Here is a 16,295-nt window from a genome sequence, read left to right on the forward strand (position 1 = left end):
GGATGGTGGATGGTTGTCGCGTGAAGCGCGGCTTATAGGGGAATGTCCGCGCCTTCACGGAGGAAGAGCGGAATGCGTTCCAGCGGCGCTGGAACTTCAACGCTTTGGCCGCCCTCGTAGGTGGTGCCCGTCGCAATGTCGCGCCAGCGCCTTCCTGCGGGGAGGTAGACCTCAAGGCTTGTGACGCCGGGGGCTGTCACAGGGCAGACCAGCAGGTTGGGGCCGAACATGAATTGTTCGCGGTCCGCCCAGCAGGCCTGGTCTTGAGGGAAGTCAATGAAGAGGGGGCGCATGGGTGGCAGGCCACTGCGGGCCGCTTCCTCCATGAGGCCCTGAATGTAGGGGCGCAACTTTTCGCGCAGGTGGATGTGGGCGGCGGCGACCTCGTAGGCCACCTCACCGTAGGACCACACTTCGTTGGGGCCGCCGGTGTTGACCGAACCAACGGCTTCGCGCGGCTCGCGGTGTCCGTGCAGGCGGAAGAGGGGGCAGAAGGTGCCGTATTGGAACCAGCGGATGAAGAGTTCCTGGTAGGCGGGGTCGGTGGGGTCCCCGCCGTGGAAACCGCCAATATCGGAGGTCCACCAGGGGATGCCAGCAATGCCGATGCTCAAGCCTGCGGGGATTTGTTCCTTGAGAGCCTGCCAGGTGGGGGCAATGTCGCCCGACCAGACGGCCGTGCCGTATTGGGCTTGGCCCGCCCACGCTGAGCGCGACAGGAGCACCGTGTGGGGCGTGCCTGCTGCGGCGAGGCCTTCCGCGACGCCTTTCGCGTGGTCGCGCGGGTAGGCGTTGAAGACTTCGGCGCCTTTGCCCGCGTAGAAGCGCAGGTTGGCGGGCTGGCAGGGGACAACTTCGGGTTCGTCGGCGTCGAGCCAGAACACGTCAATACCGAGGTCGTGGTAGCCGGCCTTGAGCTTGTCCCACAGGTAGCGGCGAGCCTCGGGGTTGGTGGCGTCGTAGAAGGCGTTGGGCATGGCGCAGCTCATGCCTTTGTCTTGGATTTGCTGGTGGAATTCCAGGCCTTGATCGGTGGCGATAAGGTAGCCCTTTTGGCGCATTTCCTCGTAGTTTTGCGAGGTTTTCGCGATGGTTGGCCACACGGACACCATGAGTTTTGTTCCCATGGCGGCGAGTTCTTTGACCATGGCGGCCGGGTCGGGGAATTCTGCTGGGTCGAAGCGGTAGTCGCCCATGGCGGTCCAGTGGAAGAAGTCCGAGACGATGACGGACAGGGGTAGGCTGCGGCGCTGGTATTCGCGGGCGACGTCAAGGAGTTCTTCTTGGGAGGTGTAGCGGAGTTTGGACTGCCAGAATCCGCTGGCCCATTCGGGTAGGACGGGTGCGCGCCCGGTTGCTGCGGTGTAGGCGTCGAGGATGTCGGCGGGGGTGTCGCCCAGGCACACCCAGTAGTCGATAGCCTGGCTGTCGTCACTGATCCAGCGGGTTTGGTGGCTGGCGAATTCGACGCGGCCGACGGCGGGGTTGTTCCATAGGAAGCCGTAGCCGCGGTTGGACAGGACGAAGGGGATGGAGACCACGCCATTGCGTTGGACGAGGTCAATGACTAGTCCCTTGTGGTTGAGGAATCCATGGGTGGACTGCCCCAGGCCGTAGAAGCGCTCATCAGGCGTGGAGGCGAAGACCTGGTGGGTTTGGGTCATGCCGCCTGTGGGGTAGAAGCCGTGGGCTCCGGGCCAGAGGAAGTGTTCGGGTTGCTCCTCTAGGAGGGTTTCGCCGTCGCGGGTGATGGTGAGGTGGAGGCGGGGGATGCCTGCACCAATGTCGGTGGTGAGGGTGGCGCCAATGCGTCCGTGGCTGAGGGTGGCGCCGACGCCGTCCTCGTGGATGGTGATGCTGGGCGAGGGCGGCGGGGTGGATCTGCCGGTGGCCGGGTCTGTTGGGGTGGGTGGGACGCTGAGCGCTCCGTGGTCGAGGGCGGTGTGGCCGGCGCGGGTGATGCGCACGCGCAGGGCGTTGGGGCCCCAGGCTTGAATGCGCAGCACTTCGTGTTCGTAGTGTGCTTCGAGGCCGTCGACAATGGTTTCTACGGTGATCACAATAGCCCTCTCTGCGTACCCCCCATTGGGCGCGCATACGTATGCGGCCTGCCCGTAGGACAATCACCGTTGATTGGTCTGGGGCAGTTCAGTGACTTGCTATAGAGGCTAAAACGCTATTGTGGCGCCCGCAACCGCTTGGCACCGTTTCTGGCAACAGTTTGATAACGGAGCGCCCCCGGGCATCGGCCACCTCGGGACGAAAGCCCACAAGTCACGCGACCTCCATCTCAAGTTGCATAGAACGTGTGGGAATCAGCCCTGCCTGGTTAGGATGAAGCAACACGACTCCGAAGGACTCTCAACGATGGTAAAGAAGGCCACCAGCCGTGACGTCGCCAGGCTCGCTGGCGTCTCGCAAACCACCGTGTCCTATGTGATGAGCGGGCGGCGCAGCGTTGCCCCCGACACCGAACGAAAAGTCATGGCCGCCATGGCAGAGCTGGGCTACCAGCCCCACTCCGGAGCGCGCGCATTGAAGTCCAATCGCACCAACGTCATTGGCCTCGTTGTCCCCTACCGCAGTGGCGCTGACGCCGCCGCCCAACACCGTTTCCTCGTCGCCTTCACTTCCGAGGTTCGCCGATACGCTTACGACATCCTGCTGGTCACGACTGACGAGGGCGTCAGCGGGCTGCGTCGCGTCATTGACACCGCCTTGTGTGACGCCCTGCTGCTCATGGAGGTTCTTGACGCAGATCCGCGCGTGGAGTTGGTGGCTCAGTCCCAGATCCCCACGGTCTTTGTCGGCTTGCCCGGCCCCAGCAAGGGCGTGTACGCCGTGGACGCTGATTATGTCGAGGCCGGACGGCAGGCTGTGCGGGTCCTGGTCAAGGCCCGGCATGAGCATCTGACCCTGGTGATGCCAGATCATCCCACCCTCTCACGCCTGAACTTCTTGGAGCGATTCCGGGCTGGTGCGGTGAGTGAAGCTAATGCGCAAAATGTGCCCCTGTCGGTCATTGGCTGTTCAGCGTCCTATCCCAGCGCTTTTCAGACCGCTCACTCTTTGGGCGAATTACCTGATGAGGGCGTGATTCTTGGCCCTCTAGTGTCTGCCGACGACTGGAGTAATGCCCTCAATGACTGTGGGCATAGGCTCGGCCGTGAGGTGTCACTGGTGGCCAGTTCCTGGGATGCCGAGCATGCGCACTCAGCGTTTTCACCTGCGCATTTCGATATGCGCACCCCTGATCTGGTGCGCAGCGCCGTGGAGTTGATGATGCTTCAGCTGGAGCGCCCCGCCGAGGCTGAGCCCCAGACACTTGTCCTGCCCCCCATCTTCTACGAGGGCGACACCCTGCGCAAAGTCCTGCCCTAAACCGGTGGCTCGTCGCAGCTTCCGCAGCATACCGGTGCCTTGTCGCAGCTCCATGCGCCATAACAGTGCATACCAGCCCCTAAACCGGTGGCTCGTCGCAGCTTCCGCAGCATACCGGTGCCTTGTTGTCATACCTGTGCCGCACCCGCCACCGGAATAACAACAAGCCACCGGTTAAGCGGAGAATGCCTGTGTCAGCGAGTACGCGGGGTGTGCTGGCGGCGGCAGGGTAGGCCCGGGCGTATGGACTGAGCGAGCGAGGGAATCGGGCGGGGCCACCGCCAGCACACCCCACAGCCACCGGTATGCGCAATGCCAGTCAACAGAAACGTATGGCCACAAGCACCCCAACCCAGTCCCCGAAGCTTTGAGGAACAATTCGCATTTCATTTTCACGAATTGCTGCAGCCCCCGGTATAAGGTGTTTTCATTGTTGCGTCCTTAGAGAAGGTATCCTCTGTGTCTTACTTTGGTGAGTACCAAACCGATGTTGTTTATGATCTTGGTTTTGCTTCCGAGCTGGTGTGCAATCTACGGTGGATGGCGCAAAAAATTGACGATTATGAGGTCTCTCGCGCTGGTGCTGAAGGCACTGCCAGCGATGGTTTCGAGGGCGCTTTCTCGCAGGTCTTCTCTGACAATATGCACCACGCTCGCATTGACGGGATGAACCTGTCCTTTGTGCTAGGGATTGTGGCAGACCGGATTGATTACCTGATCCACGAGGTCATCAAGGAAAACAAGCGCCGCGCCCATATTCGGAACTACATGGCTGAGCACGATGATTGGTGGTCATCCATCTGGGATTGGTTCGCCGGCACAACTGTTCCGCCCTTCCCCGCCGAGATCCTTCCTGAGAAACCGGGCCAGCATTTGATGGTGCTTCACGCCCGTGACCACTCACGGATGGGAACGATTGCGCGAATGGGGATATCGTCGGCTTACCCTGCGCGTTTGCGTACCGCCGCGACAATGATTCACGCGGCATGTGATCGTATCAGCGGCGTTGATGCCTTGATCGCTGATCTTCATGAGTACCCGTCGCGCTGCCAGTATGGGTCGGTTGATATCGGGGACCTTACCCAAAATCTTCGCCGCTGGTTGGAATACAACCGTGCAGATGCCCAATGGCTCAACGTGGTCGCTCAAGCATTCGAAGAGGCCGGCGGAGGCGGCGATTTCCCTGTTTCTCTGTCGGATGTTGCCCTCCTTGCCGCTTTGGAAGCGCAGGGGGTTGCACTTGCTCGCACTCCTTTGGATATCACTGCCCCCACGTTGGCCGGCATTGATCCGGCGACAGGCTATGTCCTTGACCCGGTGAATGCGGCATCGGGTAGTTTCATTGAGCCGGAGGTGGATCTCGTCTTCACAGGGGGCTGCGTGAGTTTGGCTTTCACGCGCATGTATAACTCTGTGGGGGATAGTGGTGGCGTCTTTGGACCGCATTGGACCTCGGTCCTTGACCAGCAGTTATGTCTTGAGGACGAGCAGGTCCGCTGGGTGCGCGATGATGGCCGCCACATTTTGTTTCCTCGTTTTGGCCGGGGTTTTGAGCGTGCCGTCCAGGATCATTATTGGTGTGATCGTATTCCGGTCAACCATGTGCCCGATTTTGTACGAGGTTTTATTCCCGCGCATGACGATGAGTGCTTCGTCGTTTCCGATAATCAGGGGTCATGCTGGTTCTACGACTACAGGGGTGCATGGTTAGGTTCTGGTGTCGGCGAGGGTACATTTGTGTGCGCCCAGCGCCGCGAGGATGGGATGATTCAAGCTTTAGTTCATGAGCGTGGGCGGAGCATCACCTGCGAGTACACCAATGGCCTGTGTGTCAAGGTGCAAGGTAGCGATGGCCGCGAACTGAACTACCACTACGACGATGATTCTCGCCTGATTGGGGTGAGTTCCCAGTTGGGTGAGCGCCGCTATATTCTGGGCGTTCAGGGGCTCATTGAGCAGGTCTTCTCTGTTGATGGCGTGCGTGAGGTGACCAACACGTACGACGAGGCGGGCAGGGTGGTCTCTCAGGTGACTGACTTTGGCCGCGAAGTGCGTTTTTCCTATCTTCCTGGTGGCGTCACGGAGGTCGCCGACCAGAGTGGTGCCCGCGCGAACGCGTGGATTTCCAACGCTCAGGGTCGCCTGGTTGGCGTCATCGACGCCGATGGTAATCGTCAGTCGATGAGCTACGACAACTGTGGGAACCTCGTTGCTGCAACGGACCGTGATGGGCAGGTCACCGTCCACGTGTACGACCAACGAGGCCGACGCACTCGCACCGTTTTGCCCACGGGCGGGGAGTTCACTTTCGCGTGGGATGAGCATGACCGTTTGAGCACTATGGTCACGGGCAGCGGCGGGCAGGTGAGTTACCTCTATGACAGCGATACGCAGCGCCACCCGAGTGTGATCGTTGATCCTATGGGCGGGCAGACCTCGTTGACGTGGGATCAGGGGCTGCTGTGTCGGATTGTTGACCCTACGGGCGTGAGCGTCTCTTTGGGGTATGACGTTTTCGGTGACCTGGTGTCGGTGACGAATGACCAGGGGGTTTGCGCTCGTTTTGTGCGTGACGAGGCTGGCCGCGTATGCCAGGCGGTTGCTCCTGACGGGGCGGTGACGCGTTTGGAGTACGACGAGCGCGGGCATTGTGTGGCGGTGGAGCATCCTGATGGCGCCCGCTGGTCCTATGAGTTTGAGGGGTCGCGTCTTGTGGCGACGGTGGATCCGTATGGGGCGCGCACGTCTGCCACCTACGGAGAGCACGGTCAGCCCGTGTCGGTGACTGATCCTCTGGGCCGCACGACGCGCCGCGTCTTTGATGCCTGCGGTAATGTCGAGTCCTTGCTGTTGCCTGATGGTGCGGAGTATTCCTTCGTTCATGATGCTCTTTCGCGCCTGCGTGAGCTGCGCACTCCTGATGGCGGCTTGTGGCGTCACGAGTGGGATGAGATGGGTAATCTTGTGCGCGCCACTGATCCGACGGGGGTGTCTCAGCGTTGGGTGCACGCCCCTGCGCCCTCGCCAGCCAATGCGGTAAGGGCCTCTGGCGTGACAGCCGACTCCGATGTGGCCGGTCCTGCTAATTCCGCTGATCAGAAGATGCCCGATTATGGTGTGGAGTTCGATCAGTACGGTCGGCCGACGCGGTGGAGCGGCCCGGCAGGAGACGAGGGCATCGTCACCTATGATCTGGGCGGAAACCCTGTGGAGTTCCTTGACGCGGACGGCGGGTTGACACTGTTCCGGCGTGACCTGGCGGGGCGCGTCGTTGAGCGCATCAGCCCTGAGGGCGTGAGCGTGCGCTACACCTACGACGCGTGTGGGCGCGTTCAGGGCGTGCATGATGCTGCTGGTACGACCAGGTTTGAGTACGATGTCTGTTCGCGGGTGGCCAAGAGGATCTCGCCGACGGGTGAGGAAAGCTGCTTCTCCTACGATCCTGTGGGGCGCCTCGTGGAGGCGTCGATTCCGGGGGTGGGGCGCAGTCAGTACCGTTACGACCTGTGTGGCCGGGTGGTGTTCTCACGCGAGCCGCTGACGGGTGTACGACGCTTCTCCTACGACCAAGCCGGTCAGCTCGTTCGGGCAGTGAATGGGGTGGGTGGCACGACTCGCTATGAGTATGACGTAATGGGTCGTTTGCGGGTGGTGATTGATCCTGCTGGTGGGGTTAGTCGGCGTGAGTATGATGTGGCTGGGCGTCTTGTGGCGTTGACTGATCCTTTGGGGAATGTTACCCGCGCCTCCTATGATGCGGCTGGTCGCCTCGTGACTCAGATGGGGCCAGACGGGGTGGAGCTCTCTTTTGAGTACAACGCTGCGGGTGAGCGCGTGGCCACGTATGCGAATGGGAAGCTGCTGACTCGCATGGAACGTGACCTGGTGACGCGCACGGTGCGCCTGCTTGACCATACTCACCCGGATGGGCGTGCAACGACGCATGAGCTTGCGTTCGATCATGCGGGGCGTCTGGTGTCACGCACACGTGAGCGTGCCGGGCAGGTGAGGGTTGCGCGGTGGGAGTATGACCGTGATGGCCGCCGCAGTGCGTTTATTAACCCCGATGGGGCACGCACGACCTACACCTATGACGAGGCCGGACGGTTGGCATGCATGGAGCACCCAACCCTTGGGCGGGTCGATTTCGCCTACGACGAGGCCGGGCGCTTGCTGCGCGCCAACTCCTCTGAGGGGAGTCGCCACTGGCTGTACGAGGGTGGTTGGCTGGCCGCTCACTGGCAGGACGAGGCTGACGCTGCGGGCGGGTCCGCGCGGGTTTCTTACGACATGTGGGGCCGCGTGAGCGCGGTTGAGGATGCTGGCATCACCTACGCCTATGCCTACGACGACGCTCATCAGTTGTGTGAGGTCAGGAGTAGTACTGGCACGGTCAATCAGTGGGAGTATGACCAGGCTGGGCGGCTTATTCGGAGTGTCTGTGATGGCGTTGAGACGGTTTTCGAGTACGACCAGGCCTCCCAGTTGACCCGCATGACTTCTGGTGAAGACTCAACCGTCTACACTTACGATCAAAAAGGCCGCCGCGTCAGCGCAGAAAGTGCGAGCGGCGAGCGCGTGCACTACGCCTGGGATGCGCGTAATTGGCTTGCCGAAATCACCACGCACCGTGCGGGCGGATCACCTGTGACCCATCGCCTGTGGGTTGATGGGCTAGGAGAACTCAACTCTGTTAATGATGTGGATTTAACCTGGGATAGTGCCAGCCTCTACCCGTCTTTGACTAACGTGAATGGTGTTCCTCTCATGCACATGCCAGGCGGGGGAATCCGCAGTGGGAGCTCTCAGGTGGAGCCTCAGGCGGAGGGGCAGGCGGGGTGTTCTGGGGGTACTTCGTGGCGCACCAGCCGCTGGCATGACCCGGCTAATCCGTGGACGGCACCTGCCCTGGGAGAGCTTTCGGGTGTAATGGGCCTGCAGATCAGTAGCACTGGCACGCCTGTCGTTGCCGGACTGGAGTGGATGGGGGCACGCCCCTACGATCCTGCTACCAGTCATTTCCTCTCACGCGACCCGCTACCACCCCTTGCGGGAAGCAGTTGGGAAGCCAACCCCTACAACTACGCGGCCAACAACCCCCTCAATGCCGTTGACCCCCTGGGCCTGCGGCCGGTGACGGACGCGCAGTTGAATGCGTACAACGATTATTACGGGCTTGATATCGGTTCAAGCACGATGCGCTGGATTGCCAATAACTGGGAATACCTTGTTGGTGGGGCTGCGATTATCGCCGGCATTGCTCTTCAAGTTTTCCCTGGTCCCGGTACTGCTGCGGGACTAGCTCTCATGATTGCTGGTAGTGGCCTTGCTGCGGGTGGCACTTCCCTCGTCATCCAGAAATGGACTACAAACACGCTCGATTGGTGGCAAATAGGATTTGATGCAACTCTCGGGGCTGCAAGTGGCCTATTTGGTGGATTGTTTGGACATCTAGCATTGAAAAGTCTCCAGGGGGTGCGCTTCGGCACCCCTATCGCCGGCGCAGTCGGGAATGCTGCAAGCGAGACTCCTTATGCCATCCACGATCTTATTGAGAACCCCCAGGATAGTTTCCTTACGGCAAGTAAAACAGGAGGAACAATGGCTATTGGTGCTCTTACTCCTGTCCTGGGGGGCAAGATTAGTAGAAGCCTGAACGTTAGCAGCCGCTTCGTCGACCCCGTTGTAGAAGGTAGTGCAGCAGTCAGTGAAGTATTTCTCTCGAATGCAGTCGACCATTATGGCGGCGGTCAACCCGCAAACTGGGACGTTGCAGCTTTCCGCGCAACTGTCCAGGGAGCATTAAACGGCACGCGGGCACTGGATCTCGATCTTCCTTCCGCCGCCAAAATTAGCCAAGATGCCCCTGGTGGGTATAGCCTCAATCCTCATCTAAGCGGTCCTCGCACAGAACCCACTGTCGACACTTCTGAGAGCAAGTCATTTAATCCCGTGAGAAGTAATCCCGATCTATCACGTCAGCCAAGATCCTGTGTTCGCCCTATTGGGCTTTCCCGCTTTTATCTTGACATCAGCGGCCCACGACCCCGGATCTACTTCACAGCCCCGACTATTTACTTTGGCGATCACTAAATCGAAAAGGAGAACGGCATGGAGAAGTACCGTTTCGGGTGGACTTACGATCATCAGATCAAGCGTCCCGAACCTCAACATCTCCTCACTGCTGTAGCCGCAGTAGGTGTCGCGGTCCTATGGCCCGCAATCGTGCCCAACGTGGAGCCCTTCTTCATCGCATTACAAGCCTTTATCTCCTCGGGAGTCTTCCTCGCAGGCGCCCACCGCACCAGCCGCATCCGCATTGCCATGCCGATCGTCGTCACTGCGGTCATCACCGGTGTAGTTGGCCGCTTAGCTCCCCAAGCTATCCCCGCGGGCTTCCTCCTGGTCCACGCTTTCTTCACCTTCGGCAACGCCTGGAAATACTGGTACCTCCAACAAGACCCCGCCAGACTCAGCCCCCACTACCGCTACTTCAAAGACCCCAACACCCAACCTCAACGGCACATCATACGCGGAGTTCTCCTTGCACCATCAACATTCCTCATTGGAGGAATTCTCGGACTCATCATTCAAGGACTCCATCTTGCGACTCGTGAAACATCCGGACGCATTGCCACAATCATCATCATCCTTCTCCTCCTACTCTCAGCACTCGAGGTAGTTATCGGGATTGTTCAACTCATCCGCAGGCTTTTGCGCAGACGCGCGGCCTCGTCAAAAGCTCGTCCTGCATGAGTGCCGCGTGCTCCTTTGGAGCTGTCTCACACCCATCGCTGGCTGCACGTCAGTAGCTGGGGAGGGAATAAACCTATGTGGAAAATCTTTCAAGGGTGCTTCGACACCCCCATCAACCGTCCCACACCCCGCGCCCTCACGACAGGTTTCGGCGCCCTAGCAACGGCACTAGCATTACCTGCCATCATCCCCAACACCAGCTACGCCTTCCTCGCCGCCCAGACCCTATTCGCCTCAGGAACCTTCATCGCAGGAGCACACCGCAACCACGCCGTCCGCGTCCGCGCCCTCGTTGTCCTGCCCCTGATCGTCGCCGCAATAAGCATCCGACACTACCCCCTCAACACCATCCCAGCCTTCCTCCTCTGCTACGCCTTCTACATCTTTGGTAACGCCTGGAAATACTGGTACCTCCAACAAGACCCCGCCAGGCTCAGCCCCCACTACCGCTACTTCAAAGACCCCAACACCCAACCCCAACAACACATCATCTACGCCCTCTTCCTCACCCCACCACTTTTTCTCTTCACCGGTTCCCTCATTGTTACGCTTCAGGGAACCGGATTGTTTGGCGAGAGAATAACCTTCATCGCAATATCTATCCTCGTCGTAGGGTGCCTCGTATTCGCCCTCACCCACATCGTCATTGGCATTGTTCAATTCATCCGCAAAGCCTTGCACAGACGCTCGGCCTCTCCAAACGCCTAATTTGCGCGGGCGCCTACGTTAAACCGGTGCCTTGTCGCAGCTTCCGCGTGCCAGAACAACGCACGCCTGCCCTAAACCGGTGGCTTGTCGCAGATTCCGCAGCTTACCGGTGCCTTGTTGTCATACCTGTGCCGCACCCGCCACCGGAATAACAACAAGCCACCGGTTAAGCGGAGAATGCCTGTGACAGCGAGTGTGCGGGGCGTGCTGGCGGCGGCAGGGTAGGCGGAGCATGCCAGTGCCGACGGACATCCGGGGTGTGTTGGCGGCGGCGGGGCAGGCCCGGGCGTATGGACTGAGCGAGCGGTAGCGAGCGAGGGAATCGGGCGGGGCCACCGCCAGCACGCACCGCGCACACCGCCCAACGGCCTAAGCAGTGCAGGCCAGGCCAGGCAAGACAAGGCATGCCCGTACCTCACCCCGCCCGGCGCGCCACCTCAGCAGCCTGGCGCGCAGCGCCCAGGGCCACATACTCTGCCGAGGGTGCCACGCGCACCCGCGCACCGAGCACGCCATCAGCCAGGGCCTGAACAGCGCGCGAACGAGCGCCACCGCCGACCATGACGACCTCGTCAATGGGAGCGCCCAGGTTACGCACGGCATCCAGAGCAAAACGCATCAGTCCCAACAAGCCTTCAACGGTCGCGCGGGCGACGTATTCGGGGGCGGAGTTGGCCAGGGTCATGCCTGAAAGTGTTGCGGTAGCGTGTGGCAGGTTCGGGGTGCGTTCGCCTTCAAAGTAGGGGACGAGCACCAGGCCGCGCGCGTCGGGCACAGACAGGGCCGCCTCGTCGAAAGCGTCATAGTCCAGGCCCGTCACCTTGCACATGGCGTCGATAATGCGCGAGGCATTGAGGGTGCAGGCCAGAGGCAGCCAATGGCCGGAAGCGTCTGAGAAGCCAGCGACGAGGCCTTCCGGATCGGCAACAGGTTGGGCCGCAACAGCAGAGATCACACCAGAGGTCCCCAGGGACAAAAGCGCCTGGCCAGGACGCAGGTCCACACCCAGGGCCGCGCCAGCGTTATCACCACAGCCCGGGCCCAACAGAATCTCACCCCAACCGCGGGTGGCGTCGCCTCGTCCGGCCACCTCCCACGGCTCGCAGATGCGCGGCAGGATAATGCGCCGGGCGGCGTCCTCGTCGATGTGCAGGGCGCGGGCGAGGATGTCGTAGCGGTAGGTGGACCCATCGGCCGCGACGTAGCCAGTGCCGGAGGCGTCCGAGCGGTCCGTGCGCAGGTCAGCCAGGTCCGTGGAGCCTGAGATTTTCCAGGTCAACCAGTCGTGAGGCAGGCAGATCGCGGCGATGCGCGCGGCGTTTTCAGGCTCATTGTCGGCCAGCCAGCGTAGTTTCGTGACGGTGAAGGAGGCGACGGGAACGGAGCCAGTGGCCTCCACCCACCAGCGTTTGCCCACCTCATGGGCGGTCGCCAGCTCAGTAGCGCGCTGGCCAACCCCACTCTCCTGGGTACCCCCGGTACAGCAGGCGGCATCTAGGCCCTCACTGTCATTGCCGCGCTGGACACCATCAGCATTTCCGCCCGTTTCACCCCCATATTCTTCAATGAGGTCAACGGCGGCTTGGGCTGAGCGCGTGTCATTCCACAGCAGGGCTGGGCGGATGACCTGCCCGTCAGCATCGAGGCACACCATGCCGTGCTGCTGCCCGCCGACTGACAGGGCGTGCACATCATCGAGCCCACCAGCGGCCTCAAGCGCCTGCTCGAAGGCTGTCCACCAGTGGTCGGGGTGGATTTCGGTGCCGTCGGGGTGTGAGGCTTTGCCTTCCCGCACGATCTGGCCGGTGGCGGGATCCCAGATGATGACCTTGCAGGACTGGGTGGAGGTGTCGACACCTGCAACATAGGGACGCATCCTTGCGTCTCCTTTCCGTGATTGACGAGGGCGTTCGGCGAGGCATGGGGCCCGTTGTGGGTCCTGTGAGGAAAGGGCGAGGGTGGCCTCGTGGCCGGGTGTTGGTGCACCGGTGCGATGGTGAGGCCACCCTCGTATTGTCCCTTAGCCGATGAGGTGGCGCATGGCGTGCTGGTAGAGCTCAACGAAGTGGTATTCGCGTGCTCCGGCTGCTTCGGCGTCGAAGTCTTCAAAGGCCGAGCGGTCGGCGAGGAAGTCTTCGAAGCTTTCGCCTTCTGCCAGGGTGGATTGGCCGAGTTCGGGGATGGAGGCCTTGGCCATGAGTTCTTGGGTGCGCGGGTCGGCGCGGAAGGCGGCGGCCTTTTCGGCGAGCATGAGGTACATTTCGATGTTCGCGCGGGCTGATTCCCACACGCCTTCCATGCCTTCGGTGCGGCCGGGCTTGTAGTCGAAGTGCAGGGCGCCGTCGTAGCTATTGCCGCCGTTGGGGAAGCCGTTTTCGAGGAGGTCGACGGTGAAGAAGGCGCTGGCGAGGTCGCCGTGGCCGAAGGCCTTGTCCTGGTCGTATTTGACGCCGGATTGGCCGTTGAGGTCGATGTGGAAGAGCTTGTCGGCGTGGAGGGCTTGGGCGATGCCGTGGGTGAAGTTGAGGTTGGCCATTTGTTCGTGGCCGACTTCGGGGTTGAGGCCGACGATGTCGCCGTTGTCGAGTTCTGCGATGAGGCCGAGGGCGTGGCCGATGGTGGGTAGGAAGATGTCGCCGCGGGGTTCGTTGGGCTTGGGTTCGAGGCCGATGCGCAGGTCGTAGCCTTGGTGCTTGATGTAGGCGGCGACGGTGTCAAGGCCTTCCTTGTAGCGTTCCATGGCTGCGCCGAGGTCCTTGGAGGAGTCGTATTCTGCGCCTTCACGCCCGCCCCACATGACGAAGGTGGTGGCGCCAAGCTCGGCGGCTAGGTCAACGTTGCGCAGGAGTTTGCGCAGTCCGAAGCGGCGGATGGAGCGGTCGTTGTTGGTGAGGCCGCCGTCTTTGAAGATGGGGTGGCTGAAGGTGTTGGTGGTGACCATTTCGATGACGAGGCCGGCGTTGTCGGCTGCGGCTTTGAGGCGTGCGATGCGGTCGGCGCGTTCGGCGTCGGAGGCGTTGAAGTCGAAGACGTCATTGTCGTGGAAGGTGATGCCCCAGGCGCCGAGTTCGGCGAGTTTTTCGGCGTATTCCCAGGGGTCGAGGGCGGGGCGGGTTGCTGCGCCGAAGGGGTCAGCTGCGGTCCATCCGACGGTCCAAAGGCCGAAGGAGAACTTCTTGTTATGTGGGGTAGTCATTGTTCTTTGCCTCTCATGGTGTGGTAGTGGAGCACATACAGGGTTGGAAATTTTTGCATAGTTTTCTTGATGCTGTGCATTTTTGTTCAGCACCTTTGCTGATCTCAGCTTATGGAGATTTCACATAATCCGCACAATTTCTGTCTTTTGCTCAGTATTTTGAACGCTTTTGTGTGGAGGCGTCTGCCGCGCTGCACATCTTCACTCGCGCGGAGGAAAATGCGGCATCGGCCACTTATTTTGTTGTGTTAAAAAACATACTGGATGTGTGCGCTACAGTCAAGCCATGCGCCTTCATTCCCTGGCCTCCACGCCACTGACTCCATGTCTCCAGCCGGGCACTCCGTCACCGGCTGCCTCCGGCGTCACCGCACACAGCCTCCGCGCAAAGAATCTTTCCCTCGTCCTGCGTCAGATCCTCTCCAACCCAGGAACCATCTCCCGGGCCTCCATCGCCAATTACACCGGCACCACCCGCGCCACGATCTCCCGCCTCGTCGACGAACTCATCAGCGCCGGCCTCGTTGAAGAACTCGCACCCTCCAGCGAACCCTCCCGAGGCCGCCCCGCCATCCGCCTCCAACCCCAATCTGGCCGCTACTGCGCCCTGGGCCTGGAAGTCAACGTCTCCACCCTCAAAGCCCAACTTATTGACCTTTCGGGAGAGATTCTCGCCTTCACTTCCTGCGACAACCCCGTCCTCGGCGACCCCGCCACCACCATGGCCGCACTCAACACCCTCGGCCAAGACCTCCTCGACCAATACGCCTCCACCCCCCTGACCTTCATCGGCTCAGCCCTGGCCCTCCCCGGCATTATCTCCGCCGAAATGGTCGCCAAAGCCCCCAACCTCCAATGGGAGAACCTCCCCCTCAACGAACTCCTCGCCCCCATCACCAACCTCCACCCCCGCACCGTAACCAACGAGGCCGACCTCGCCGCCTACGCCATCGCCCACCCGCGCCCAGGCGTACCCGGCGGACCCGCCTCCTTCATGTTCGTCTCAGGTGAAGTGGGCGTGGGCGCCGGCCTCGTCCTCCACCACGCGCCCTTCAGCGGCGCCAACGGGTGGGCGGGCGAAATTGGTCATGTCTGCGTCGACCCTTCCGGCCCCACCTGCAAGTGCGGCGCCACCGGCTGCCTCGAATCCTTCCTCGGCCGCTGCGCCCTTGCCCGCCACGCCGGGCTGCCCGAAACGACACCTCCCCTTGCTGTCTGCGCCGAGGCCGAGGCCGGTAACGAGACCGCCCAAGCGGCTCTCCATCAGGGAGCCATCGCTCTGGGACGCGCGCTGTCGGCCGCCGTGAATATCACCGATATTCCCCTGGTGATCCTGGGCGGGAATCTCGCCGACATTGCCCCGCATATTCTCGAAACCACCCAGGAAATCATGTCCATGCGCATCCTCCAATCGGCATGGACTCACCCTCAGATCGAAATCCTTGAAGATTCCGCGAACCTCGCAGTCACGGGTGCCGCTCATCGCGTGCTCCAAGACCTCGTAGACGATCCTGCCTGCTACATTCTCTGAAGCTCTTCACCCGTTCTTTCCCCCTTTTCAGGGAGTTTTCAGGGGTGATGTCCTCGCTCTTACGCAGGCAGCGGTGCCACAATGGACTCAACAATCATTAGCAGTGTCCTCAGGGCCGCACAGCGTGCCCAGATACTGTCTCACGCATAAGGAGAGCCCATGTTCGCCGTCACCACGCCCACCATCGAAGGCCACCCCATCCAGCAATACGTTGGCATGGTCACGGGCGAAACCATCATGGGCGTCAATATGTTCAAGGACATTGCCGCCGGTTTTCGCAATATGATCGGCGGTCGCTCCACCGCATACGAGGGCGAATTGCAGCAGGCCTACCAGACAGCCATTAACGAAATGTGCCAGCGCGCCGAAGCGATGGGAGCTAATGCTGTGGTAGGCGTGCGCGTCGACTACTTCACCCTGGGCACCGACAATGGCATGCTTGCCGCCGTCGCCAATGGCACGGCCGTGAGGATCTGACCCTTCGCCCCGCCCCCAGTCGCGTGTCGGCCTCACTGACCCTCACCCCCGCGCTGCGGCGCCTCGTTGTAGGCGCATGCTGTGTCGTGGCCTTGAGCGCTGCCCTCCCTTCCCAGGTGCCGGCGGCGCAAGCGGGGCCGACGCCCTCGGAGGACGGGCCGCCTTCCGGCCGCCTCAGCGAAGACGCCCGCGTCATCCCCGCCCTGCCGGCGCGCGACCCCCTCGACCTCCCCCATGTGATTGTCG

9 protein-coding genes are annotated in these 16,295 nt (G+C 61.4%); 6 read left to right on the plus strand and 3 right to left on the minus strand.

The genetic code is table 11. The annotated features are described in order from the left end of the window. Positions 1 to 32: 32 nt before the first annotated feature. Complete coding sequence (locus HWX48_RS08655) at positions 33 to 2,060, minus strand: TIM-barrel domain-containing protein (RefSeq protein WP_175956601.1); 2,028 nt, start codon at positions 2,058 to 2,060, stop codon at positions 33 to 35. A 307-nt stretch (positions 2,061 to 2,367) separates the two neighbouring features. Between HWX48_RS08655 and HWX48_RS08660 the strand changes: the two genes are divergently transcribed. From HWX48_RS08660 to HWX48_RS08675, 4 genes are all read left to right on the plus strand, one after another. After that, the gene (locus tag HWX48_RS08660; RefSeq protein WP_175956603.1) at positions 2,368 to 3,381 is read left to right on the plus strand and encodes a LacI family DNA-binding transcriptional regulator; all 1,014 of its coding nucleotides are present in this window, start codon (positions 2,368 to 2,370) and stop codon (positions 3,379 to 3,381) included. A 459-nt stretch (positions 3,382 to 3,840) separates the two neighbouring features. Continuing rightward, a complete protein-coding gene (locus HWX48_RS08665) occupies positions 3,841 to 9,474 on the plus strand; it encodes a DUF6531 domain-containing protein (RefSeq protein WP_175956605.1) in 5,634 nt (1,877 codons plus the stop codon). A gap of 18 nt (positions 9,475 to 9,492) precedes the next feature. Then, positions 9,493 to 10,137, plus strand: coding sequence for a hypothetical protein (locus HWX48_RS08670; protein WP_175956608.1), 645 nt, complete (start codon positions 9,493 to 9,495; stop codon positions 10,135 to 10,137). Between the two features lie 75 nt (positions 10,138 to 10,212). Continuing rightward, positions 10,213 to 10,845, plus strand: a complete 633-nt coding sequence (locus tag HWX48_RS08675; RefSeq protein WP_175956610.1) for a hypothetical protein — start codon at positions 10,213 to 10,215, stop codon at positions 10,843 to 10,845. Positions 10,846 to 11,260: 415 nt separating this feature from the next. On the opposite strand, the gene HWX48_RS08680 is transcribed toward HWX48_RS08675, so the two are convergent. Further along, positions 11,261 to 12,721: a xylulokinase gene (locus HWX48_RS08680; RefSeq protein WP_175956612.1), complete on the minus strand. Its 1,461-nt coding sequence runs from the start codon at positions 12,719 to 12,721 to the stop codon at positions 11,261 to 11,263. A 144-nt stretch (positions 12,722 to 12,865) separates the two neighbouring features. Continuing rightward, a complete protein-coding gene (gene xylA, locus HWX48_RS08685; protein WP_175956613.1) occupies positions 12,866 to 14,041 on the minus strand; it encodes a xylose isomerase in 1,176 nt (391 codons plus the stop codon). Positions 14,042 to 14,327: 286 nt separating this feature from the next. Between xylA and HWX48_RS08690 the strand changes: the two genes are divergently transcribed. Both HWX48_RS08690 and HWX48_RS08695 read left to right on the plus strand, forming a co-directional pair. After that, positions 14,328 to 15,572, plus strand: a complete 1,245-nt coding sequence (locus HWX48_RS08690) for an ROK family transcriptional regulator (RefSeq protein WP_175956669.1) — start codon at positions 14,328 to 14,330, stop codon at positions 15,570 to 15,572. Between the two features lie 159 nt (positions 15,573 to 15,731). Continuing rightward, complete coding sequence (locus HWX48_RS08695) at positions 15,732 to 16,049, plus strand: YbjQ family protein (RefSeq protein ID WP_175956615.1); 318 nt, start codon at positions 15,732 to 15,734, stop codon at positions 16,047 to 16,049. Positions 16,050 to 16,295: the final 246 nt, after the last annotated feature.

It is taken from the genome of Schaalia sp. Marseille-Q2122 (assembly GCF_903645355.1).
Lineage (GTDB): Bacteria > Actinomycetota > Actinomycetes > Actinomycetales > Actinomycetaceae > Pauljensenia.

Bases quoted from the DNA above. Each gene is read 5' to 3' on its own strand.
- HWX48_RS08660 (WP_175956603.1), top strand. From the start codon at position 2,368: ATGGTAAAGAAGGCCACCAGCCGTGACGTCGCCAGGCTCGCTGGCGTC.
- HWX48_RS08670 (WP_175956608.1), top strand. From the start codon at position 9,493: ATGGAGAAGTACCGTTTCGGGTGGACTTACGATCATCAGATCAAGCGT.
- HWX48_RS08675 (WP_175956610.1), top strand. From the start codon at position 10,213: ATGTGGAAAATCTTTCAAGGGTGCTTCGACACCCCCATCAACCGTCCC.
- HWX48_RS08680 (WP_175956612.1), bottom strand. From the start codon at position 12,721: ATGCGTCCCTATGTTGCAGGTGTCGACACCTCCACCCAGTCCTGCAAG.
- xylA (WP_175956613.1), bottom strand. From the start codon at position 14,041: ATGACTACCCCACATAACAAGAAGTTCTCCTTCGGCCTTTGGACCGTC.
- HWX48_RS08690 (WP_175956669.1), top strand. From the start codon at position 14,328: ATGCGCCTTCATTCCCTGGCCTCCACGCCACTGACTCCATGTCTCCAG.
- HWX48_RS08695 (WP_175956615.1), top strand. From the start codon at position 15,732: ATGTTCGCCGTCACCACGCCCACCATCGAAGGCCACCCCATCCAGCAA.